This window comes from Nonomuraea sp. SYSU D8015 (assembly GCF_008065375.1).
Taxonomy (GTDB): Bacteria; Actinomycetota; Actinomycetes; order Streptosporangiales; family Streptosporangiaceae; genus Nonomuraea.
Map to the genome: position 1 here is coordinate 80,861 of NZ_VJYI01000016.1, position 21,856 is coordinate 102,716.

Annotated in this window: 15 protein-coding genes; 10 read left to right on the top strand and 5 right to left on the bottom strand. The window is 71.4% G+C overall.

Going from position 1 to position 21,856, the window contains the following annotated elements; translation table 11 throughout:
* Position 1 precedes the first annotated feature (1 nt).
* The 4 genes from lgt (at position 2) to ID574_RS43870 (ending at position 4,455) form a co-directional block, all read left to right on the top strand.
* Positions 2-1,192, top strand: a complete 1,191-nt coding sequence (gene lgt, locus ID574_RS43855; protein ID WP_188194970.1) for a prolipoprotein diacylglyceryl transferase — start codon at positions 2-4, stop codon at positions 1,190-1,192.
* On the top strand, positions 1,189-1,893 hold the full coding sequence (locus ID574_RS43860) for a VIT1/CCC1 transporter family protein (RefSeq protein ID WP_188194971.1): 705 nt from the start codon (positions 1,189-1,191) through the stop codon (positions 1,891-1,893). The genes lgt and ID574_RS43860 overlap by 4 nt, the downstream gene beginning before the upstream one ends.
* Before the next feature lie 806 nt (positions 1,894-2,699).
* A complete protein-coding gene (locus ID574_RS43865) occupies positions 2,700-3,701 on the top strand; it encodes a hypothetical protein (protein ID WP_188194972.1) in 1,002 nt (333 codons plus the stop codon).
* Between the two features lie 166 nt (positions 3,702-3,867).
* The gene (locus ID574_RS43870) at positions 3,868-4,455 is read left to right on the top strand and encodes a hypothetical protein (protein ID WP_188194973.1); all 588 of its coding nucleotides are present in this window, start codon (positions 3,868-3,870) and stop codon (positions 4,453-4,455) included.
* Positions 4,456-4,943: 488 nt separating this feature from the next.
* On the opposite strand, the gene ID574_RS43875 is transcribed toward ID574_RS43870, so the two are convergent.
* Positions 4,944-6,533 carry a bis-aminopropyl spermidine synthase family protein gene (locus ID574_RS43875; RefSeq protein ID WP_223167694.1) on the bottom strand — a complete coding sequence of 530 codons (1,590 nt, stop codon included), beginning with the start codon at positions 6,531-6,533 and terminating at the stop codon, positions 4,944-4,946.
* Positions 6,534-7,363: 830 nt separating this feature from the next.
* Here ID574_RS43875 and gltB point away from each other — a divergent pair.
* Together gltB and ID574_RS43885 are read left to right on the top strand one after the other, a co-directional pair.
* Positions 7,364-11,869, top strand: a complete 4,506-nt coding sequence (gene gltB, locus ID574_RS43880) for a glutamate synthase large subunit (protein WP_188194974.1) — start codon at positions 7,364-7,366, stop codon at positions 11,867-11,869.
* A gap of 14 nt (positions 11,870-11,883) precedes the next feature.
* Positions 11,884-13,365 carry a glutamate synthase subunit beta gene (locus tag ID574_RS43885; protein ID WP_188194975.1) on the top strand — a complete coding sequence of 494 codons (1,482 nt, stop codon included), beginning with the start codon at positions 11,884-11,886 and terminating at the stop codon, positions 13,363-13,365.
* A gap of 28 nt (positions 13,366-13,393) precedes the next feature.
* On the opposite strand, the gene ID574_RS43890 is transcribed toward ID574_RS43885, so the two are convergent.
* Positions 13,394-14,260, bottom strand: a complete 867-nt coding sequence (locus ID574_RS43890; protein WP_188194976.1) for a helix-turn-helix domain-containing protein — start codon at positions 14,258-14,260, stop codon at positions 13,394-13,396.
* Between the two features lie 84 nt (positions 14,261-14,344).
* On the opposite strand from ID574_RS43890, the gene ID574_RS43895 reads away from it, so the two are divergent.
* From ID574_RS43895 to pyk, 4 genes are all read left to right on the top strand, one after another.
* Complete coding sequence (locus tag ID574_RS43895) at positions 14,345-15,403, top strand: aldo/keto reductase (RefSeq protein WP_188194977.1); 1,059 nt, start codon at positions 14,345-14,347, stop codon at positions 15,401-15,403.
* A 134-nt stretch (positions 15,404-15,537) separates the two neighbouring features.
* The gene (locus tag ID574_RS43900) at positions 15,538-17,244 is read left to right on the top strand and encodes a S8 family peptidase (RefSeq protein WP_188194978.1); all 1,707 of its coding nucleotides are present in this window, start codon (positions 15,538-15,540) and stop codon (positions 17,242-17,244) included.
* Entirely contained in the window at positions 17,241-17,591 is a 351-nt protein-coding gene (locus ID574_RS43905; protein WP_188194979.1) for a DUF2784 domain-containing protein, read from the top strand. Before ID574_RS43900 ends, ID574_RS43905 begins: the two co-directional genes overlap by 4 nt.
* Before the next feature lie 34 nt (positions 17,592-17,625).
* Positions 17,626-19,056 (top strand): pyruvate kinase, encoded by a 1,431-nt coding sequence (gene pyk, locus ID574_RS43910; protein WP_188194980.1) that lies wholly within the window; start codon positions 17,626-17,628, stop codon positions 19,054-19,056.
* Between the two features lie 183 nt (positions 19,057-19,239).
* Here pyk and dapD read toward each other — a convergent pair whose 3' ends face one another.
* The 3 genes from dapD to ID574_RS43925 form a co-directional block, all read right to left on the bottom strand.
* Complete coding sequence (gene dapD, locus ID574_RS43915; RefSeq protein ID WP_188194981.1) at positions 19,240-20,202, bottom strand: 2,3,4,5-tetrahydropyridine-2,6-dicarboxylate N-succinyltransferase; 963 nt, start codon at positions 20,200-20,202, stop codon at positions 19,240-19,242.
* Between the two features lie 33 nt (positions 20,203-20,235).
* Positions 20,236-20,658, bottom strand: a complete 423-nt coding sequence (locus ID574_RS43920) for a pyridoxamine 5'-phosphate oxidase family protein (RefSeq protein ID WP_188194982.1) — start codon at positions 20,656-20,658, stop codon at positions 20,236-20,238.
* Between the two features lie 354 nt (positions 20,659-21,012).
* Positions 21,013-21,855: a LysR family transcriptional regulator gene (locus ID574_RS43925; RefSeq protein ID WP_188194983.1), complete on the bottom strand. Its 843-nt coding sequence runs from the start codon at positions 21,853-21,855 to the stop codon at positions 21,013-21,015.
* Position 21,856 lies beyond the last annotated feature (1 nt).

Consider the following 21,856-nt stretch of genomic DNA (forward strand, 5'->3'; position numbering starts at 1 on the left):
CATGCCCCTTCTCTCGATTCCCAGCCCTTCGCAGGGGGTCTGGTATCTCGGAGTCATCCCGATCCGGGCTTATGCACTCTGCATCGTGCTCGGCGTCATCGTCGCCGTCTGGCTGAGCGAGCGGCGCTGGCGCGCCCGCGGCGGCCAGAAGGGGACGATCATTGACATCGCGGTCCCCGCGGTCATCTTCGGCCTGATCGGCGGCCGCCTCTACCACGTCATCACCGACTGGCAGACCTACTTCGGCAGCCGCGCGATCAAGGAGCCCATCCAGGCGCTGTTCATCTGGGAGGGCGGCCTGGGCATCTGGGGCGCGATCGCGCTCGGCGCCGTCGGCGTCCTGTGGGCCGTGCGCAAGCGCGGCATCTCCTTCAGCGCCGTCGCCGACACGGTCGCCCCCGGCATCGCCTTCGCGCAGGCCATCGGCCGGTGGGGCAACTGGTTCAACCAGGAGCTCTACGGCTCGCCCACCACGCTCCCGTGGGGCCTGGAGATCGACGTCGACCACGGCGGCGAGCCCGGCGTGCTCTACCACCCGACCTTCCTGTACGAGTCCATCTGGGACGTGGCGCTGGGCTTCGTGCTCATCTACGCGGGCCGGCGGTTCGCGCTGCACCACGGGCGGCTGTTCGCCCTCTACGTGGCCGGCTACACCCTGGGCCGCTTCTGGATCGAGGGGCTGCGCATCGACCCGGTCGGCGGCGTGGACCACGCGGTCACGTTCCTCGGCATGCGGATCAACCAGTGGACGTCGATCGTGCTGTTCGTCGGGGCGCTGATCTACCTCTGGGCGACCAGGCACAAGGAGGGCGTGGAGGTCGTCGTCCCGCCCTCCGACCCCGTCGCCGACCCGGCCCACCCCGCCGACCAGGCGGACGCCGGGGAAGAGAGCGGCAAGGCGGCCGAGGCGACCGACGGCGAGAAGGAGGAGCCGGATACGGCCGGGGAGTCCTCCGATACGGCGGAGAAGCCCGGCACGGCAGGGAAGACCGCCTCGGCGGGGGACGAGACCGGCGAGGACGGGAGCTCTGCGGCCGAGACCGGCGAGACCGGCGAGACCGGCAGCACGGAATCCGGCACCGCGGTGACCCGAGGCGCGGACGGCGACGAGGCCGCGGGCGACGAGGCCCCGCGTGACGAGGCCCCGGGCGACAAGGCCGAAGCCGTGACGAAGGAGAAGAACCCCCGATGAGTGATCGCGCGGAGGGCCACCACCAGCATCGCGACGTCACAGGAGGCTGGTTGCGGCCCTCGGTGTTCGGCGCGATGGACGGCCTGGTGTCGAACTTCGCGCTCATCGCGGGTGTCGCGGGCGGCACGACCAACACCAAGGTCATCGCCCTCGGCGGCGTCGCCGGGATGGTCGGCGGAGGCCTGTCCATGGCGGCAGGCGAATACGTGTCGGTGGCCAGCCAGCGCGAGCTCGCCCAGGCCGAGATCGCCGTCGAGCGGCGCGAGCTCGACCGCCACCCCGAAGACGAGCGGGCCGAGCTGGCCCAGACCTTCGTCGACAAGGGCGTCGAGCCGGAACTGGCCGCCGAGGTAGCCAGGCAGATCTCCCAGAACCCCGACCGGGCGCTGGAGGTCCACTCCAAGACCGAGCTGGGCGTCGCCCCCGGCGAACTGCCGTCGCCGATGGTGGCCGCGGTGTCGTCGTTCCTGTGTTTCTCGTTGGGGGCGGTGTTGCCGCTGCTGCCGTATGTGCTCGGGTCCGAGGGGCTGATGGCGTCGGCGGTGACGTCGTGCGTGGCGCTGTTCGCGGCGGGCGCGATCGTGTCGGCCGTGACGGCGTGTAGCTGGTGGTATTCCGGGTTGCGGCAGCTCGTGGTGGGGGCGGTGGCGGCCGCGGTCACCTTCGGCGTGGGGAACCTGATCGGGGCGTCGAGGCTGTGATGGCCCGGAGACGAGCCGGTTCCCGCCCCAAGAACGGGCGCCCGAACCCTGGCACGGAGGACGCGGGGCCGCTCGGTGGCGGCTCCGCCGGAGGTGGCCCTGCCGGTGGCGGCACCGGCCCTGGCGGCGGCTGGCCCGCGTCTGACGCGTATGGCCGTGGTGTGACCGGTGGTCCTCAGCCGTCCGTGGGCAGGCATGGCGCGGGCGCGGGCGGTGGCGCCCAGCCTGTGGAGGGAGCGTACGGCGGCGGTCCTGCGCCGGTGCCGGGTTCGTACGGCGGCGGGACCGTCACCGGTCCTCAGTCGGCGACCGGTTCGAATGGGGGCTTTGCCGGAGGCGCACAGGCGCCCGGCAGCGGCGTCGCCGGTGGTGCGCAGGCGTCACTCGGCCCGCCTGACGACGGGCGGCCGGTGGCCGGATCGGACGGAGCCGGCCCGTCGGGGAGGTCGCGTGGGCGCCGCTCGTCGGAGGGCAGGCGTGGCAGCCGGTCCGCGGCGGGTGGGCGCGGCGACGGACGGGCACCCGCAGGCATCGAAGGCGACGGCCGGCACGTCGCGGACGCCGACGGAGCCCACCGGTCGGCGACCGGCACCGACCACCAGGGATGGACGGTGGCCGCGGGGCCGATGCCGCATCCCGATCAGGGCGGCTTCTCATCGGCCGAATCCGGTCAGAGCCATCTCTCACCTGCGGACGCGGGCGAGAGCGGCCGGCCGGCATCGGGTGTCGGCAGGCGTGGCCGGTCCCGGTCACGGTCTGGCGAGGACGGCCGCCGGTCACGGTCTGGCGAGGACAGCCGCCGGTCAGTGGCGGAGCCGGATGACAGCGCGTGGGCGGCCGGAGCCGTCGACGACGGCGGTCTGACGACGCCCGGTGCCCGTGAGAGCGGGCAGTCTGCCCGTGGGACTGGTGAGAGGGAGCGGCCGGCCGGTGAGGGCGGGCGGTCCGCGCGTGGGACCGGTGAGAGCGAGCGGCCGGCCGGTGAGAGCGCGCCAGAGGCGGTGGTCGTCTCCCGCAAGCGGCGCCGTACCCCGCGTTCCGACTGGCAGTTCCCGTTGCTCACGGATTGGGGTCTCCGACCGGAGCAGCAGCGGCTGATCGTCATCATCGCCACGGTCGTCGGCGTGCTGGCGGGTGCGGGCGGGCTGGTCGCCGTGTTGGGGTCGATCGGCACGTACTCGCCGGAGCGGCATGCCAGCGCCGCCGTGGTGGGACCCGATGTGACCTTGCCGCAGGTGTTCCGCGGGTGGGGCTCGCCCAAGCTGTTCGACCCCATCTCCGACAGGACGAAGGACGGCCGGGCGCTCACCGAGAAGGAGGTGTTCGGGCAGAGCGAGCTGGCGGTCTCCAAGAAACTCAAGCTCAAGCTCGTCGCCAAGCAGCTCGACGCCGACTGCTCGGCCGCGTTGTGGGGGGAGGGCGTGCTGGAGCAGCTCGCCGAGACCGGATGCACCCAGGTCGCCCGCGGCCTCTACTCCAGCTCCGACGGCCGTTACGTCGGCCAGTACACCCTGCTCAACCTCAAGGACGGCAAGTCGGCCGCCGAGCTGGTCGAATCGTTGAAGACCCTTTACCGAGGCGGCTGGGTACGCCCCCTGAGCTCGTCCAAGGCCGCCTTCCCCGCGGGTGGCTACTCGGAGGCGGGCGGTTACGCCCTCGGCCACTACGTCGGCCTGGTGTGGCTCGGCAGGGTCGACGGCACGGAGCCCGGCCCCAAGGACGACTTCGTCTCGCTCACCCTGGCGCTGCGCGGTGCGGAGAAGGCCGTCTACCGCCGCGTCGTCTCCATCACGGGACCGTCCTCCTGATGCCCGCCGCCCCGCCGAGTGTCCGCCGTCGCCGTGTCGTCGTCCCGGCACGCGCCCGAGGCTCCAGGCGCGCCTGTGTGGTCCCCGGGGTGGGTGTCGTGCCGGGGCCGCGAGCGGCTGTTGAGCGTGTCCACAATGTCGTCACCAGCAGGGGAGCGGCCCGCTGATGTCCCGACGTGTCGTCATCTCCGTCGTGGTCGCCAACGTGATGGTCATCGCCGTGGTCGGATGGCTGTGGCTGCGGCCCGACGATCCCCGGCCCGGCGCGTTCCACGGCGAGTCCACGTCCGCGTTCTACGCGGCCATCGACAACCGCCAGAACGACTCCGCCCCGCTGACCCTGCAGGAGGTCTTCACCCCTGCCGTCCAGACCCTGGGCACCATGCGTTTGGACTCCACGCAGGAGTTCACCGACTGCGACGAGGTCCTCTGGGGCGCCTCCGCCACGGGGTGCACGCAGGCGCTGCAGGGCACGTACAAGGGGGACACGATGGCGGGGCAGTTCGTCATCTTCAACCTGAGCGACGGGCGGGCGGCCGACGCGCTGGTGGCGGCGCTGGGCAAGGACGGGTTCATCCGGCAGGGGATCATGTTCGACGCCGCCGGGAGCCGTGCCCAGGCGCGCGCCATGGGCCATTACGTGACGGTGAGCTGGGCCGGCGGTCCGGCGCCCGCCCAGGAGTTGGTCGCCGCGCTGGTCGCACTGGACAGCCTCGGACGGGTGGTCCAGGGACGCATCGTCGCCGCGACCTGACCTGCCTGCCTGGATCTCGGCGGACTGACCTGAGCGCGGCGGGCGAGGGCGTCGCCGGGGTCGGACTGGACTCCGCCGGGCGGGGCCATTGGGCCGCAGAATTGGATCGCCGTGCCCGCCCTCAGGCGATGGGACGGAAGAAAGGGCGGCCGCACGTCAGCGCCCCTCGATCGGTGGCTCCGCGGGAGGTGTGGAGGTCTGCCGTGGATCCTGATCCGAGTGTGGGATGGGGCCGACCGCGGCCTCGGGCCGCACGTCCGCGCACCGTCGGATCGGACTGGGAGGCCGGTGTGAGGGTGTGCCTCCGGTCGGTGCGGTGCGCTGTGGCGGTTCAGGGGATCGTCTTCCTTGAACCCGGGCCGGCGGCGTGTCGCCCGGGGAGCGGTCGCCTGCCCCGGGGTGTGTCCGGCCTGGTCATCAGGCCGTTGTGACGCGTTCTCAGCGTGTGCTGGTATACGGGCCCGGAGCCGTCGTCGTGAGGAAGGCGCTCAGGTTGTGGTGGTGAGGGCCGTGACCGTTGTCGCGACCGCGTCCGGGAGGGCCGCCAGGCGGTGGAGTGGGGCCTCCAGCGGGGTGAGGTCGTCCGACCACGGGGCCGCCTCCCGGATGAGGATGCGCGCCTCGTTCTTGGTGAGCGCGCCACCCTGGGCGCGGGCCACCGCGATGAGGCCCTCCCGCCAGGTGTTGGCCAGCTTGGCGTGGCCGTTGTCCAGGATCCTGCGCAACACACCCGGCGCGTCGCCCTCCGGCTGCGGGAGGCGTACGGCGTCGAGGGCGAAGGCGTCGGCGCTCGGTTTGTAGACGGTGGTCAGCACGTCGGGCAGAGGCGGAAGGCCGGTTCCGAGGACGCGTACGTGCGCGGCCCGGGTGGCCAGGAGCAGGCGGGGGAGCGCGGCCTCCAGACCTGGGGGTACGGAGATCGCCACCCGGTCCGCGGTGGCGGCGTACGGCTTGGCCAGCCACGTCGAGAGCTTGACCCGGGGCTGGCGGAGCTCCTTGGGCCAGTCGCCCACCAGGAGGTCGGGGTCGAAGTCGGCCGGAAGTCCAGGGACGGCCTCCGGACCGGAACCGGGCGTGGAAGGAAGGGGTGTTCCCGGGGCTGAGAGGGCGGTATGGGCCGATTCGACGGATTGAGGGCCCTGGGTATAGATGGCGGTCGTCAGGCGGCTCAGACGCGACGTCGCGGCCGGGCGGGTCTTGGTGGTGGGGCGCAGGATGTACAGGTCAGCGGCCGATCCGATGGCCTCCGCGCCGAAGTAGCGGTTGAAGTCGGGATAGATCGCCTCGTACGCGAGGTTGAGCTCCGACAGCGCCTGCTGCACCTTGAACGCGAGCATCGGCGTGCGCTCGCTCGCCCCGTACGCCAGCAGCACCCGGCCCTCGTCCGTCAGGCCCTCCACGGCGCGCGCCACGAACAGGCCGATGCCCTCCGGTGTGTACGGGGGGTCGGTGAGCGCCAGGTCGTGGTGCCGGGCCGAGGCCGGGAGGCCGAGCCGCAGGTCGGCCCAGCGGGTGCGGACGCCGAGGTCCTGGTCGTCGATGTAGGCCAGGATGCGGTCGTCGATGTCGACGACGGTGACGTCGGTTTCGGGGTGGACGAGCTTGACGGCCAGGGACGTGAGGTCGTGGTCGCCGACGCAGAGCAGCCGCGTGCCGGGGAGCCAGAAGCGGGCGCCGAGCAGGAGCGCCCGGCGCAGCACCGTCTCCGGGGTGGCCGCGACGTGGTCGAGCACGTGGCGGGCGCGCGGGGCGGCGGCGACGAGCTCGGTGAGGCGGTCGAGCACGTGGGAGTAGTGGGGGACCAGGTGGGCCACCGGATCCTCGGGAGGCGGCGCCACCGCGAAGAGGTCCTGGTAGTCGGGCGCGTGGGTCGGCGGCACCCGGAAGCGGTCTCCCGTGCGGTCGAGGGGGAGCTCGCGGAGCAGGGTCTCGATGGTGCGCCGTGACGTGGCGGTCGCTCTGACGAGGTCGGCGAGGGTCCACCACTGGCCGTCGCACAGGAGCGTCAGGGCGTGGCGCAGCCGCCTGCTGTCTGCCCCGGCCGCGTCGAGCAGCCGCTCCACCCCGTCACGCTCCATAGGGCAACCCTATCGGCGCTCCAGGATCCCTCCCGCCCGCCGACCGCCCCTCGCCGCCGCCCGCAAACCGCCTCTTGCTCGGTACTTTCGGGCGCCCCTCTGCGCGCTTCCCCGCCAGCCCCGACGGGACGCCAGGCGGATGGCGGAGGGGAGGAGAGGCCAGGCGGCGGCAGGAGGGAGGCGGGGAGGGTGGGGCTCGATGGCGCGTCGGTGAGCCGCTGGCGGGTGCGCCATGGCTACAGAGAGATGCCGGCGATGACCGGATGGGGCGATGCGGCCATGACCGTGGGGCAAGGGGGTCAGGGGGTCCTGGGATCGCGATGGGGCCGGTGGGACGAGATGGGGGCGGTGGTCTGGTGGGGCCCGATAAAGCGGGCGGGCCGCTGGCGCAGCGGCGGGAGCTGGGGCTTGGTGCGGCTGCAGGGCCGCTTGGCGGTGCGCCAAGACTAGGAAGCGATGCCGTGCTGGGGTCGACGGGTCCTGAAGGTTCTCATGGGGCCGATGGGATAGGTGCGATGTAGCGGGGCCGTGGACGTGACCTGGGCTTGTGCGTGCCGGGCGATCTCAAGTAGTGGGGGAGGGCCGAGGTCTGCGTGAAAATCGCTCCCGATGCCGTAAATCGCAGCGTGGGTCGGGAATTTCGCCGCGTACCTGCGAGGTTTGGGATAGGGAGTTCGGATGCTGGACGGGCCACAATGTTCGCAATGCGGACGTGGCGGGCACCATTCCGGCAGGGTGCGGTAACCTCTACGCACGATATGCAGCAGGGCCAACGTCGTCCCTCGCCTGTGAAGCGGTTTGGAACAGACGATGACGACGGGAGGGATTACATGCCTGCTGCCCACCTCGGGTTCCCCGAGCCCCAGGGCCTCTACCACCCCGCCAACGAGCACGATGCCTGCGGTGTCGCCATGGTCGCCGACGTCGCGGGACGCCGGGGGCACGGGATCGTGGTCAAGGCGCTGACGGCGTTGTGCAATCTTGATCATCGGGGGGCCAAGGGTAGCGAGCCGGACACCGGCGACGGAGCCGGGATCCTGACGCAGATCCCCGATGCGTTCTACCGGGCGGTCGTGCCGTTCACGTTGCCCGCGGCCGGCGCGTACGCGACCGGCATCGCCTTCCTGCCGTCCGACGAGCAGGCCAGGAGCATCGCGACGGGCCTGATCGAGGAGATCGCCGCGGAGGAGGGCCTCACCGTGCTCGGCTGGCGCGAGGTGCCGGTCGACCGGGCCCTGCCCGGGCCGAGCGCCCGGGCCGTCATGCCGCACTTCGCCCAGCTGTTCGTGTCCGACCCCAGCGGGCGCGAGGGGCTGGAGCTGGACCGGCTGGCGTTCTGCCTGCGCAAGCGGGCCGAGCACGAGGCGGACGTCTACTTCCCCTCGCTGTCCGCGCGCACGATCGTCTACAAGGGCATGCTCACCCCCGACCAGGTCGAGCCGTTCTTCCCCGACCTGTCCGACGAGCGCTACGAGACCGCGATCGCCCTGGTGCACTCGCGTTTCTCCACCAACACGTTCCCGAGCTGGCCGCTGGCCCACCCCTACCGTTACATCGCGCACAACGGCGAGATCAACACGGTCAAGGGCAACCGCAACTGGATGCGGGCCCGCGAGGCCATGCTGGCATCCCCCCACATCCCGGGCGACATTTCGCGGCTCTTCCCGATCTGTGACCCGGACGGCAGCGACACCGCCAGCTTCGACGAGGCCCTGGAGCTCCTCCACATCGGCGGACGCAGCCTGCCGCACGCCGTGCTGATGATGATCCCGGAGGCCTGGGAGAACCACACGGAGATGGACCCTGCCCGCAGGGCCTTCTACGAGTTCCACTCCTCGATGATGGAGGCCTGGGACGGCCCCGCCTCGATCACGTTCACCGACGGCACCCTCGCCGGCGCCGTGCTCGACCGCAACGGCCTGCGCCCCGGCCGCTTCTGGGTGACCGCCGACGGCCTGGTCGTGCTGGCCTCCGAGGCCGGCGTGCTGGACATCAAGCCGGAGGACGTCGTCCGCAAGGGCCGCCTGCAGCCCGGCAAGATGTTCCTCATCGACACCGCCCGCGGCAAGATCATCGAGGACGACGAGATCAAGGCCGAGCTGGCCGCCGAGCTGCCGTACGAGGACTGGCTGCACGCCGGCCTGGTCCGCTTCGAGGAGCTGCCGTCCCGCCAGCGCGAGATCCCGACGCACGAGGCGCTGATCAAGCGGCAGCAGACCTTCGGCTACACCGAGGAAGAGCTGCGCATCATCCTGTCGCCGATGGCGAAGACCGGCCAGGAGCCGATCGGCTCCATGGGCACCGACACCCCCGTCGCCGTGCTCAGCGAGAAGCCGCGCCTGCTGTTCGACTACTTCACCCAGCTGTTCGCGCAGGTCACCAACCCGCCGCTGGACGCCATCCGTGAGGAGCTGGTCACCTCCCTGGCCAGCACCATCGGCCCCGAGGGCAACCTGCTCGACCCGGGTCCGGCCTCGTGCCGCCAGCTCGTGCTGCCGTACCCGGTGATCGACAACGACGAGCTCGCCAAGATCATCCACATCAACGACGAGCACGACCTGCCCGGCTTCCACCCGCGCGTCATCAGCGGCCTGTACGAGGTCGCCGGCGGCGGCGAGGCGCTGCTGCGCCGCCTGGAGGAGATCCGGGCCGAGGCGTCCCAGGCCATCGCGGACGGCGCGCGCATCATCGTGCTCTCCGACCGCGGCTCGTCCGAGACCCTCGCCCCGATCCCGTCGCTGCTGCTGACGGGCGCGGTGCACCACCACCTGATCCAGGAGAAGACCCGCACCAAGATCGGTCTGGTCGTCGAGACCGCCGAGGCCCGCGAGTGCCACCACATGGCGCTGCTCATCGGCTACGGCGCCGGCGCGATCAACCCGTACCTGGCCATCGAGACCGTCGAAGACCTGGTGGACACCGGCGTCCTCCAGCTCGACAAGCGCAAGGCCGTGCGCAACCTGATCAAGGCGTACGGCAAGGGCGTCATCAAGATCATGTCCAAGATGGGCGTGTCGACGGTGGCCTCCTACACCGGCGCGCAGATCTTCGAGGCACTCGGCCTGAGCCAGGAGGTCATCGACTCCTGCTTCACCGGCACCACCTCGCGCCTGGGCGGCGTCGGCTTCGACGTGCTGGCCGAGGAGGTCGCGCAGCGGCACCGCCACGCCTACCCGCGCGTGGAGAACGCCCACCGCAAGCTCCAGGTCGGCGGCGAATACCAGTGGCGGCGCGAGGGCGAGCCCCACCTGTTCAACCCCGAGACCGTCTTCAAGCTGCAGCACGCCACCAGGACCCGCCGCTACGAGATCTTCAAGGAGTACACGAACCTCGTGGACTCGCAGGCGGAGAAGCTGATGACCCTGCGCGGCCTGTTCAAGCTGCGCAAGGGCAACCCGATCCCGATCGAAGAGGTCGAGCCGGTCGAGAGCATCGTCAAGCGGTTCTCCACCGGCGCGATGTCGTACGGCTCCATCTCGATGGAGGCGCACGAGACGCTCGCCATCGCGATGAACCAGCTCGGCGGCAAGTCCAACACCGGCGAGGGCGGCGAGGACCCCGAGCGGCTCTACGACCCCGCCCGCAGGTCCGCCATCAAGCAGGTGGCCTCCGGCCGCTTCGGCGTCACCAGCGAATACCTGGTCAACGCCGACGACCTGCAGATCAAGATGGCCCAGGGCGCCAAGCCCGGCGAGGGCGGCCAGCTGCCCGGCCACAAGGTCTACCCGTGGATCGCCAAGACCCGGCACTCCACGCCCGGAGTCGGCCTCATCTCGCCGCCGCCGCACCACGACATCTACTCGATCGAGGACCTGGCCCAGCTCATCCACGACCTGAAGAACTCCAACCCGGAGGCCAGGGTCCACGTGAAGCTGGTCGCCGAGGTCGGCGTCGGCACGGTCGCCGCGGGCGTGTCGAAGGCGCACGCCGACGTGGTGCTCATCTCCGGCCACGACGGCGGCACCGGCGCCTCGCCGCTGACGTCGCTCAAGCACGCCGGTGCGCCGTGGGAGCTCGGCCTGGCCGAGACCCAGCAGACGCTGCTGCTCAACGACCTGCGCGACCGCATCGTCGTCCAGGTCGACGGCCAGCTCAAGACCGGCCGCGACGTCGTCATCGCCGCGCTGCTCGGCGCCGAGGAGTACGGCTTCGCCACCGCGCCCCTCGTCGTCAGCGGCTGCGTGATGATGCGGGTCTGCCACCTCGACACCTGCCCCGTGGGCGTCGCCACGCAGAACCCCGAGCTGCGCAAGCGCTTCACCGGCAAGCCCGAGTTCGTGGTCAACTTCTTCGAGTTCATCGCCGAGGAGATCCGCGAATACCTGGCCGAGCTGGGCTTCCGCTCGCTCGACGAGGCGATCGGGCACGTCGAGATGCTCGACACCACGGCGGCCGAGGAGCACTGGAAGGCCAGCGGGCTCGACCTGTCGCCGATCCTGCACCAGCCGGAGCTGCCCGCCGGCACCGCGCTGCACAGGGTCATCGAGCAGGACCACGGGCTCCAGCACGCGCTGGACAACACCCTCATCCAGCTCGCCGAGGGCGCGCTCAACGAGGGCACCCCGGTCACGCTGGAGCTGCCCATCCGCAACGTCAACCGCACGGTCGGCACCATGCTCGGCTACCAGGTGACCAAGCGGTACGGCGGCAAGGGCCTGCCCGACAACACCATCGACATCTCCTTCACCGGCTCGGCCGGCAACTCGTTCGGCGCGTTCGTGCCGCGCGGGATCACGCTGCGCCTGACCGGCGACGCCAACGACTACCTCGGCAAGGGCCTGTCCGGCGGCCGGATCACGCTCCGGCCGCACGACGAGGCCCCGCTCGACGGGCACATCATCGCCGGCAACGTCGCCCTGTACGGGGCCACGTCCGGCGAGGTGTTCATCCGCGGCGTCGTCGGCGAGCGGTTCTGCGTCCGCAACTCCGGCGCCACGGCGGTCGTCGAGGGCGTGGGCGACCACGGCTGCGAGTACATGACCGGCGGCCGCGCCGTCGTGCTCGGCCCGACCGGGCGCAACTTCGCGGCCGGCATGTCGGGCGGCATCGCGTACCTGCTGGACCTCAAGCCCGAGCGGGTCAACCGCGAGATGGTGGCCATCGAGGAGCTCACCGAGCAGGACGCCGAGTTCCTGAAGGAGACCGTCGAGAAGCACTTCGCCGAGACCGGCTCGCCGGTCGCCAAGCAGCTGCTGGCGGAGTGGGACGAGGCGGTCGGCAGGTTCGGCAAGATCATGCCGACCGACTACAAGCGGGTGCTGGCGGCCGCCGAGGCCGCCCGCATCGAAGGCAGGGACATCGACGAGGCGGTCATGGCCGCCGCGGTTCAGGGTTAAGGGAGGCGTAACGGATGGCTGACCCGAAGGGGTTTCTCACGCATGACCGGGAGCTGCCGGCGCGCCGCCCCGTCGACGTGCGCATCAGCGACTGGCGTGAGGTCTACCAGGACTTCTCGCAGGAGAAGCTGACCAAGCAGGCGGCCCGCTGCATGGACTGCGGCATCCCGTTCTGCCACAACGGCTGCCCGCTCGGGAACCTCATCCCCGAGTGGAACGACCTGGTCTACCGCACCGACTGGCGCGAGGCGATCGAGCGGCTGCACGCCACGAACAACTTCCCGGAGTTCACCGGCAGGCTCTGCCCGGCTCCGTGCGAGGCGGCGTGCGTGCTCGGCATCAACTCCGACCCGGTGGCGATCAAGCGGGTCGAGGTCGAGATCATCGACCGGGCGTTCGCCGAGGGCTGGGTGACACCGCAGCCCGCGGCCGTCAAGACCGGCAAGAAGGTCGCGGTCGTCGGCTCCGGGCCCGCGGGCCTGGCCGCCGCCCAGCAGCTCACCAGGGCCGGGCACGACGTGGTGGTGTTCGAGCGCGCCGACCGCATCGGCGGCCTGCTGCGTTACGGCATCCCCGAGTTCAAGATGGAGAAGCGGCACATCGAGCGCCGCCTGGAGCAGATGCGGGCCGAGGGCACCGAGTTCCGCACCGGCGTCAACGTCGGCGTCGACATCACCGCCGCCGAGCTGCGTGAGCAGTTCGACGCCGTGGTGCTGTCGGGCGGCGCCACCCAGTGGCGCGACCTGCCGGTGCCCGGGCGCGAGCTCAAGGGCATCTACCAGGCGATGGAGTACCTGCCGCTGTCCAACAAGGTCCAGGAGGGCGACTTCCCGGTCTCGCCGATCTCGGCCGAGGGCAAGCACGTCGTGGTGATCGGCGGCGGCGACACCGGCGCCGACTGCATCGGCACGGCGATCAGGCAGGGCGCCGAGTCCGTCACCCAGCTGGAGATCATGCCGCAGCCGCCCGCCACGCGGCCGGCCAGCCAGCCGTGGCCGACGTACCCGATGCTGTTCAAGGTGGAGAGCGCCCACGAGGAGCTCGCCGACGGCGGCGGGCAGCGGGTGTACGCGGTCTCCACCACCGAGTTCGTCGGCGACGACGACGGCAACGTGCGGGCGCTGCGCCTGGTCGAGGTCGAAGGGCCGCAGACCGGGTTCAAGCCCATCCCCGGCACCGAGCGGGAGATCCCGGCCGAGCTGGTCACGCTGTCCATGGGCTTCCTCGGCCCCGAGAAGGGCCCGCTGCTGACCGACCTGGCCGAGGTCGCCGGCGGGGACGACTTCTACGACAAGCGGGGCAACGTCGCGCGCGACAAGACGTACATGTCCAAGGTGGACGGCGTCTTCGTGGCCGGCGACATGGGGCGCGGGCAGTCGCTCATCGTCTGGGCCATCGCCGAGGGGCGCGCCGCCGCCTCGGGCGTGGACCGGTACCTGACCGGGGACACGGCGCTGCCGTACCCGATCCTGCCGACCGCGCGGCCGCTGGTCTGACCGGTGCGAACGAGGCCGGGCGCCGCCGTCAGGCGCGCCCGGCCGCCGGCACGCACGAGGCCGTGATCGTGTCCAGCACGCGCTGGGAGTCGGCGTCGGCGGCGCGGTAGATGACCAGCCGCTGGTCGGCGGCCTGCAGCGGGGCCAGCACCTCGTAGGCGACGGTCAGCGGGCCGGCCGTGGCGTGCCGCAGCCGCTTCTTGCCCCGGCCGTTCACCCGGACGTCGCGCAGCGCCCACAGGCGGGCGACCTCCTCGCTGCCGGAGGTTAGCTCCTCGATCAGCTCCGACAGCGCCGCGTCGTCGGGGTGGGCCGCCCACGCCGCCCGCAGGTCGGCGATGCCCTCGCGCAGCGTGCGCTCCCTGTCGCGGTAGAAGTCGCGCAGGCCCGGGTGGAGGGTGCACAGCCACATGGCGTTGCGCTGCTCCGGCGGCAACGTGGCGAAGTCGATCACCAGGGCGGCCATCTCCGGGTTCCACGCGATGATGTCGAAGCGGTGGTTGAGCAGCATGGCCGGCAGCGGCGACAGGTCGAGCACCAGGCGGGAGAGCGGGCCCGCCTCGTCGGCGGCGGCCGCCCGCCGGGCCGCCGAGTGTTGCCGGGTCGGCCGCTGCCGGGCCAGGTCGAACAGGTAGACCCGCTCGTCCTCGCTCAGCCGCAGCGCTCCCGCCAGCGCCTCCAGCACCTCGGGGGAAGGGCGCAGGCCGCGGCCCTGCTCCAGGCGGATGACGTAGTCGACGCTGACGCCGGCCAGCTCCGCCACCTCCTCCCTGCGCAGGCCCGGGGTGCGGCGCTGGGTGCGGCGGGCGGGCAGGGCGATGTCGCGGGGATCCAGGCGTTCGCGGCGCGTGCGCAGAAAGGCCGCCAGTTCGCGGGTCTGGTCCACGGTGCTCATCGCTTCAATCTTATGACTGGGAAAGCGAGTCCCAGGAAGAGCCTTCCCTTCCCCGGTGCCAGCGGGCGCAGCAGCCTGGAGGGCATGACGACTCTTGACACGTACCGTTTGCTGGGCCGTTCCGGGCTGAGGGTCTCGCCGCTCGCGCTGGGGACCATGACGTTCGGGACGGATTGGGGCTGGGGCTCGGACAAGGACGAGTCCCGCCGGATCTTCGACACGTACGTGGACCGCGGCGGGAACTTCCTCGACACCGCCAGCCAGTACACCGACGGCACGGCCGAGACGATGGTGGGCGAGTTCGCGGCCGGCCGGCGCGAGCAGCTGGTGATCGCCACGAAGTACACCATGGCACGGCGTCCCGGTGACCCCAACTCCGGCGGCAACCACCGCAAGAGCATGGTCCAGTCGGTCGAGGCGAGCCTGCGGCGGCTGAACACCGACCACATCGACCTGCTCTACCTGCACGCCTGGGACTTCACCACCCCGGTCGAGGAGATCCTGCGCGGCATGGACGACCTCGTCCGCTCGGGCAAGGTCCTCTACGTCGGCATCTCCGACACGCCGGCCTGGCAGGTGTCGCGCATGCAGGCCATCGCCGACCTGCGGGGCTGGACGCCGCTCATCGCGCTGCAGATCGAGTACAGCCTGGTCGAGCGCACCGTGGAGCGCGATCTCATCCCCATGGCGCGGGAGATGGGGCTCGGCGTCATCCCGTGGTCGCCGCTGGCCAGCGGCGTGCTGACGGGCAAGTACAGCCGGTCCGACCTCGAGCAGGAGGTCTCGAGCGATCCGGCGGGCACCCGCAAGAACGTCGCGGCGGCCAACGGCTCGCTGACCGAGCGGGCGCTCGACATCGCCGACGTGGTCAAGCGGGTCGCCGGGGAGCTGGAGGTCGAGCCGGCGCAGGTCGCGCTGGCCTGGACGCTGCTCAACCCCGGCGTGACGGCCCCCATCGTGGGGGCGCGGACGCCGGCGCAGCTGGAGGACAACCTGGGGGCGCTCGACGTGCGCTTCACCGAGGACCAGCTGGCCGCGCTGGACGAGGTCAGCCGGGTGGACCTGGGCTTCCCGCACGAGTTCCTGGCCCGGCCGATGCCCCGGCAGGTCATGTTCGGCGGCGCCACCATCCTCCCCCGCTGACCTGCGCGGAAGCGGGCCCCGACACGGGGCCCGCTTCACCCCATCATCGACCGAAATTTCATCACTAAGTTGCATCACTCGGTCAGTGCCGGGAAGATGTCTGATTCTGCGGCAAGTCGGTGGATGGGGGAAGTATGCGGCGAGTCGCCTCAGTCGTGACGGCGCTGGCCGTCGTCGGAGCGCTAGCCGCCTGCTCGCCGGAAACACCCGAGAAGCCCCAGAAACCCGTCGCCCGGGACACACCCCCGGACACCCGGGGCCGGGCCACCCCCGAATACCTCGTCTTCTACGCCGACGGCAAACACGACCAGGCCCTGCAGGCCGTCGAACGGGCCGGTGGCACCACCGTGGGGGAGGACTCCAGACTCGGGTACCTCCTGGCCACGGGACGCGGCGACACTTTCGTGGAGGAGCTGGGGGCCGACCGGGCCATCGTCGGCGTCTCCCCGGACCGGAACATCGGCTTCGCCACCGCCCGCGGCACCGGATCCACGGCCCCCGGCACCCGGTCCGCGACCCCCCGCACCGGGAAGGCCGCCTTCCCCGACGCGTCGGCGTTCACCGAGAGCGGCGGCGGGGAGCCGCTCGCCGGCCGCCAGTGGGACATGCGGATGATCGGCGCCGACCGGGCGAACGCCAAGGTCCCCGGCAACAAGCAGGTCCTCGTCGGGATCATCGACACCGGCGTCGACGGCAAGCACCCCGACATCGCCCCGAACTTCGACCGCACGCTCAGCCGCAACTTCGTCACCGACAAGCCGAAGGACGAGAACGGCGAGACGCTCGACGGCCCCTGCGAGGCCAAGGGCTGCAAGGACCCGGTCGACGCGGACGACGACGGCCACGGCACCCACGTGGCCAGCACCATCGCCTCCCCCATCAACGGCATCGGCATCGCGGGCGTCGCCCCCGGCGTCCGCGTGGTGAACATCAGGGCCGGCCAGGACTCCGGGTTCTTCTTCCTCAAGGCCAGCCTCGACGCGCTCACGTACGCCGGAGACATCGGCGTGGACGTCGCCAACATGAGCTACTTCGTCGACCCCTGGCTGTTCAACTGCGCGAACAACAGGTCCGACACCAAAAAAGAGCGGCTCGAACAGCAGGGCATCATCACCGGCATGCAGCGGGCCATCGACTACGCCCGCAAGAAGGGCGTCACGCTGATCTCCGCGCTCGGCAACGGCGCCACCGACCTCGGCCGCCCCACGGTGGACGACAAGAGCCCCGGCTACCCGGAAGGCGAGCAGAAGGTCCGCAGGGTCGACAACTCCTGCATCAACGTGCCCGCCGAGTCCAACGGCGTCATCTCCGTCTCCTCGGTCGGCCCGTCCGGCCGCAAGGCCATCTACAGCGACTACGGCCTCGAGCAGACCGACCTGTCCGCCCCCGGCGGCGACACGCTCGACGGCAAGGCCGCCAAGGCCACCAGGTCGATCCTGGCCGCCGCCCCCGAGCGCGTGCTGCGCGCCACCGGGCGGATCGACGCCTCGGGCAACCCCAAGGGCGCGGACGTCGTACGCGACTGCGCCCGCGGCTCCTGCTCCTACTACCAGTACCTCGACGGCACCTCCATGGCCGCCCCGCACGCCACCGGCGTCGCCGCCATCCTCGTCAGCCGCTTCGGCAAGCCCCGCTCCGGCGGCCTCTCCCTCGCCCCCGCCAGCGTCGAGGACCTGCTCTACAAGAGCGCCACCCAGAAGGCATGCCCCAATCCCCGCCAGTACGTCTACAAGGCCTACGGCGAGACCCAGACGCACGCCTGCGAGGGCGAGCCCTCCCGCAACGGCTTCTACGGCAGAGGCATCGTGAACGCCTGGAAGGCGGCTACCTTCGAACCATGATGTATCGCATCATCGCGGACGCCGCGATGGTGGTGCACTTCGCGTTCCTGGCCTACATGGCCACGGGCGGGTTCCTGGCGTGGCGCTGGCGGCGCACGATCTGGCCCCACCTCGCCGTGGCCGCCTGGGGCGTTCTCTCGGTCGTCACCGGGATGGAATGCCCGCTGTCCCTCGTCGAGGACTGGGGACGGCGGCAGGCCGGGATGGAGGGGCTTCCGGCGTCCGGATTCATCGACCACTACATCGAGGGCGTGATCTACCCGGAGGAGTACACGAACTTGGCGCGATTAGGGGTCGCCGTTCTCGTGGTGTTCTCCTACGTCGGGTACGTTCTCCGTCGTCGGTGACACCAAGTGGTCTGTACCAATTAAGGTAGGACTCGTGACTCGTCGCGCGAAAATCGTCTGCACCCTAGGCCCTGCCACATCGTCCGAAGAACGCCTCCGCGAGCTGATCGCCGCAGGCATGGACGTGGCACGGTTCAACCTCAGTCATGGCACTCATGACCTTCACCGAGAGGTCTTCGACCGGGTGAGGAGGGTGGCGGCCGAGCTCGGCCGCGGCGTAGGCGTGCTCGCCGACCTGCAGGGCCCCAAGATCCGCGTGGGCACCTTCGAAGAGGGCCCGGTCAGGCTCGGCTTCGGCGACGTCTTCGCCATCACCACCGAGGACGTGCCGGGCGATCGCGAGCAGGTCTCCACCACCTACAAGGGCCTGCCCAACGACGTGCGCCCCGGCGACACGATCCTGGTCGACGACGGCCGCCTCGTGCTGGAGGTGACCCGCATCGACGGCGACCGCGTCGTCACCCGCGTCGTCATCGGCGGCATGATCTCCGACAACAAGGGCCTCAACCTGCCGGGCGTCAACGTCAGCGCGCCCGCGCTGACCGACAAGGACGAAGCCGACCTGCGCTGGGCGCTGCGCACCGGCTTCGACATGATCGCCCTGTCCTTCGTGCGCCGCCCCTCCGACGCCGACGTGGTGCGCAACATCATGGAGCAGGAGGCCGTGCGCCTGCCGCTGCTCGCCAAGATCGAAAAGCCGCAGGCCGTCGACCGCCTCCCCGAGATCGTCGAGGCCTTCGACGGCATCATGGTCGCCCGCGGCGACCTGGGCGTCGAGCTGCCCCTGGAGCAGGTCCCGATCGTGCAGCGGCGCATCATCGAGCTGTGCCGCGAGAAGGCCCGCCCGGTCATCGTCGCGACCCAGATGCTCGACTCGATGATGAACTCCCCGCGCCCCACCCGCGCCGAGGCCTCCGACGTGGCCTACGCCGTCATGGACGGCGCCGACGCGATCATGCTGTCCGGTGAGACCTCGGTCGGCAACTACCCGATCGAGTCCGTCTCCACGATGGACCGCATCGCCTGCGCCGCCGAGAAGTCCTCCCTGCAGGCCACGCACACGCTGGAGCGCATGCCCGAGACCACGGGCGGCGCCATCGCCCGGGCCGCGGCCGAGGTGGGCGCCATCGTGGGCGCGAAGGCGCTGGTGGCGTTCACGATGTCGGGCGAGACGGCGCGGCGGCTGGCCCGCTACCGCTCCCCGATCCCGCTCCTGGCCTTCACCTCGGCGCCCCACGTGCGGGGGCAGCTGTCGCTGACGTGGGGCGTGGAGACCTTCCACGTGCCGTTCGTGCACCACACGGACGACATGGTGCGGCAGGTGGAGGCGTCGCTGCTGTCGCTCGGGCGGCTGGAGAAGGGCGACAAGGTGGTCATCGTGGCCGGCTCGCCTCCCGGCACCCCCGGCTCCACCAACGCCCTGCGCGTCCACGTCGTCGGCTCCGCCGTCTCCCACGGCAACTAGGGGCATTCACTTCACGGCGGAGCCACCTGGGCTCCACCCGCCGACGCCGGTGGCCGGCTCTCCAGGGGGACGGTCACCAGCCTCAGGGCCGGTTCTCTGGCGAGGGCAGCGCACGACGACACGCCGGCGGCCGGGACCGGGAAACACGCTCCCGATCCCGGCCGCCGTGGTCAGCAAGCCGCCTCAGTTGGCGTGGAGCGCCGCGTTCAGCTCGATGCCGGTGCCCGTACGGGGCACCGCCTCCACCGCGCCCGACTGCGAGTTCCGCCGCAGCAGGATCCCGTTCGCGCCCGACAGCTCCGCCGCCTTGACCACCTTGCCGTCGGGAAGGGCGACCTTCGTGCCCGCCGTCACGTAAAGACCGGCCTCCACCACGCAATCGTCGCCCAGCGAGATGCCGATGCCCGCGTTCGCGCCCAGCAGGCACCGCTCGCCGATCGAGATGACCTGCTTGCCGCCGCCCGACAGCGTGCCCATGATCGAGGCGCCGCCGCCCACGTCGGAGCCGTCGCCGACGACCACGCCGGCCGACACCCGGCCCTCGATCATGGACGAGCCCAGCGTGCCCGCGTTGAAGTTCACGAAACCCTCGTGCATCACCGTCGTGCCACCGGCCAGGTGCGCGCCGAGGCGGACGCGGTCGGCGTCGGCGATCCGCACGCCCGCGGGCAGCACGTAGTCCACCATCCTCGGGAACTTGTCCACCCCGTACACCGTCACCGCGCCCCGCGACCTCAGCCGCAGGCGCGTCCGCTCGAAGTCCGGGACCGGGCACGGGCCGAAGTTGGTCCACACCACGTTGGCCAGCAGGCCGAAGACACCGTCCAGGTTCGCCCCGTGCGGCCTGATCAGACGCGCGGACAGCAGGTGCAGCCGCAGGTAGACGTCGTGCGCATCCACAGGAGCCTCGGACAGCTTGGCGATGCCGGTGCGCACCGCCACCACCTCCACGCCCCTCGCCGCGTCGGGGCCCGTCAGAGAGGCCAGCTCACCGGCCTCGTCGGCGGACAGCCGCTCAGTGCCCGAAAAGGGCGCGTCGCCCAGCTCGGGGGTGGGGAACCAGGTGTCGAGTACGGTGCCGTCGGCGGCGATGGTCGCGAGGCCGACGCCGAACGCGCCGGTCGAGGTGGGATCGATAGCAGTCACGGGGCCAAAATACCGTTTCAGGAGCGGCCCGCCTCAACCGAGGGAGCCCAGGTCGGCCGAGAGCCAGCGTTCCGGCCGCATCCTGAACGTCACCAGCGCGTTCAGGTCCGAGCCCTGCACGTAGCCGGGCACGGCGTCGGGCGGCAGATAGCGGGCGGCGATGCGCGTCAGGTCCTCCAGCGTCGTGGGGCCGGTGCGCACGACCGGGCCCTCCACGGACACGTACCGGTAGGTCGGGCTGACCCGCTGCACCAGCATCGAGAACCTGCCCGCCTTCGCGATCAACCGCGCCTTGACGGAGTCGCCGTTCGTCAGGAAACGGATCTCGCCGCCGGGAAGGTAGTCGTACCAGACGGGCACCGTCAGCGGCGCCCGGTCCGCGCCCGCCTCCACGGCCAGACCTCCGATGTGCGCCTCCGCCAGGAACGCCTCCCGATCCACCACACTCAGTGGCATCCCGCCCACCCCCCGTATTCATCGATCTTGACACGGCTATTCCCGGCCCCCGCCCCCTCGAACCCGCCCGCCGTCGGCGCGGGGCCGTCGGGGGGCGGAGTTCTCGGGTAGCTTGCGCTCCCGCTCCCTCGAGCCGGCCGTCTGGGGGTGGGGAGGGTTCTCGGGTGGCCTGGCGCGCCGCTCCCCCGAACCGGCCGTCTGGGGATCGGGTCGGCGGTTGCCTGCGCCCCCGCCGCCTCCTCGAACCTGCCGCCGTCGGCCCGGGGCCGTCCGGAGGAGAGTGGAGATCTTGGGCGGCCGGCGACGGCGTCTGTGCCCCCTGAACCGGCCGTCGCACGTGCGGGACGGGCTCCCTCACCCCTGCGGGGTGGCCGCAAGGGAGAGCCGGTCGGCGACCGTCGTCGCCGTGCGGACGAACGCCGCCAGCGCTCGCGACCGCGTCCCCTCCGTCCAGGCCAGCACCACGGTCGTCGGCGCCCCGTCGGCGACCGGCACGCACGCCAGATCCCGCCGCAGATGATCCCGGACCGACTCCGGCGCCACCACGATCAACCGGCCCAGCGCGACCAACTGCATCAACGTCGCTGGATCCTTGACGTCAGCATGCCGCCCGGGCCAGCAGGGTGTCGGATCGGTCTCCAGCTCCGCCATGCGCACGATGTGACGGCTCGCCAGCCGGTGCCCCGGAGGCATGACCGCCACGCTCCCCTCGACCCGCAGCGGCTCGCTGTCGAACTCGGTCAGGTCCTCGTACGGGGCGTGCAGGAACGCCACGTCCGCCGTCCCGTCCCGCAGCAGCCGCGCCCGCTCCGCCACCCCGCACAACACCAACTCCACCTCGACGGCGTCGGGATGGGCCGGATACGCCTCCAGGATGTCCGGCAGGAGCCCGCCGTCGCCGCCCGGCTTCAACGCCACCACCAGCCGCGGCTCCACCCGGCCGGCCCGCTGCGTGCGCGCCGTCGCAGCCGCCACCGCGTCCAGGACCTTGGCCGCCTCCCTCGCCAGCACCTCGCCCGCCGGCGTCAGCGACACTCCGCGCCCCGACCGGTCGAACAACGTCACCCCCAGCCGCCGCTCCAGCTTCTGGATCGCCCGCGACAGCGGCGGCTGCGCCATGCCGAGCCGCGCGGCCGCCCGCCCGAAGTGCAGCTCCTCCGCGACCGCCAGGAAGTACGCCAGCTCCCGCGTCTCCATA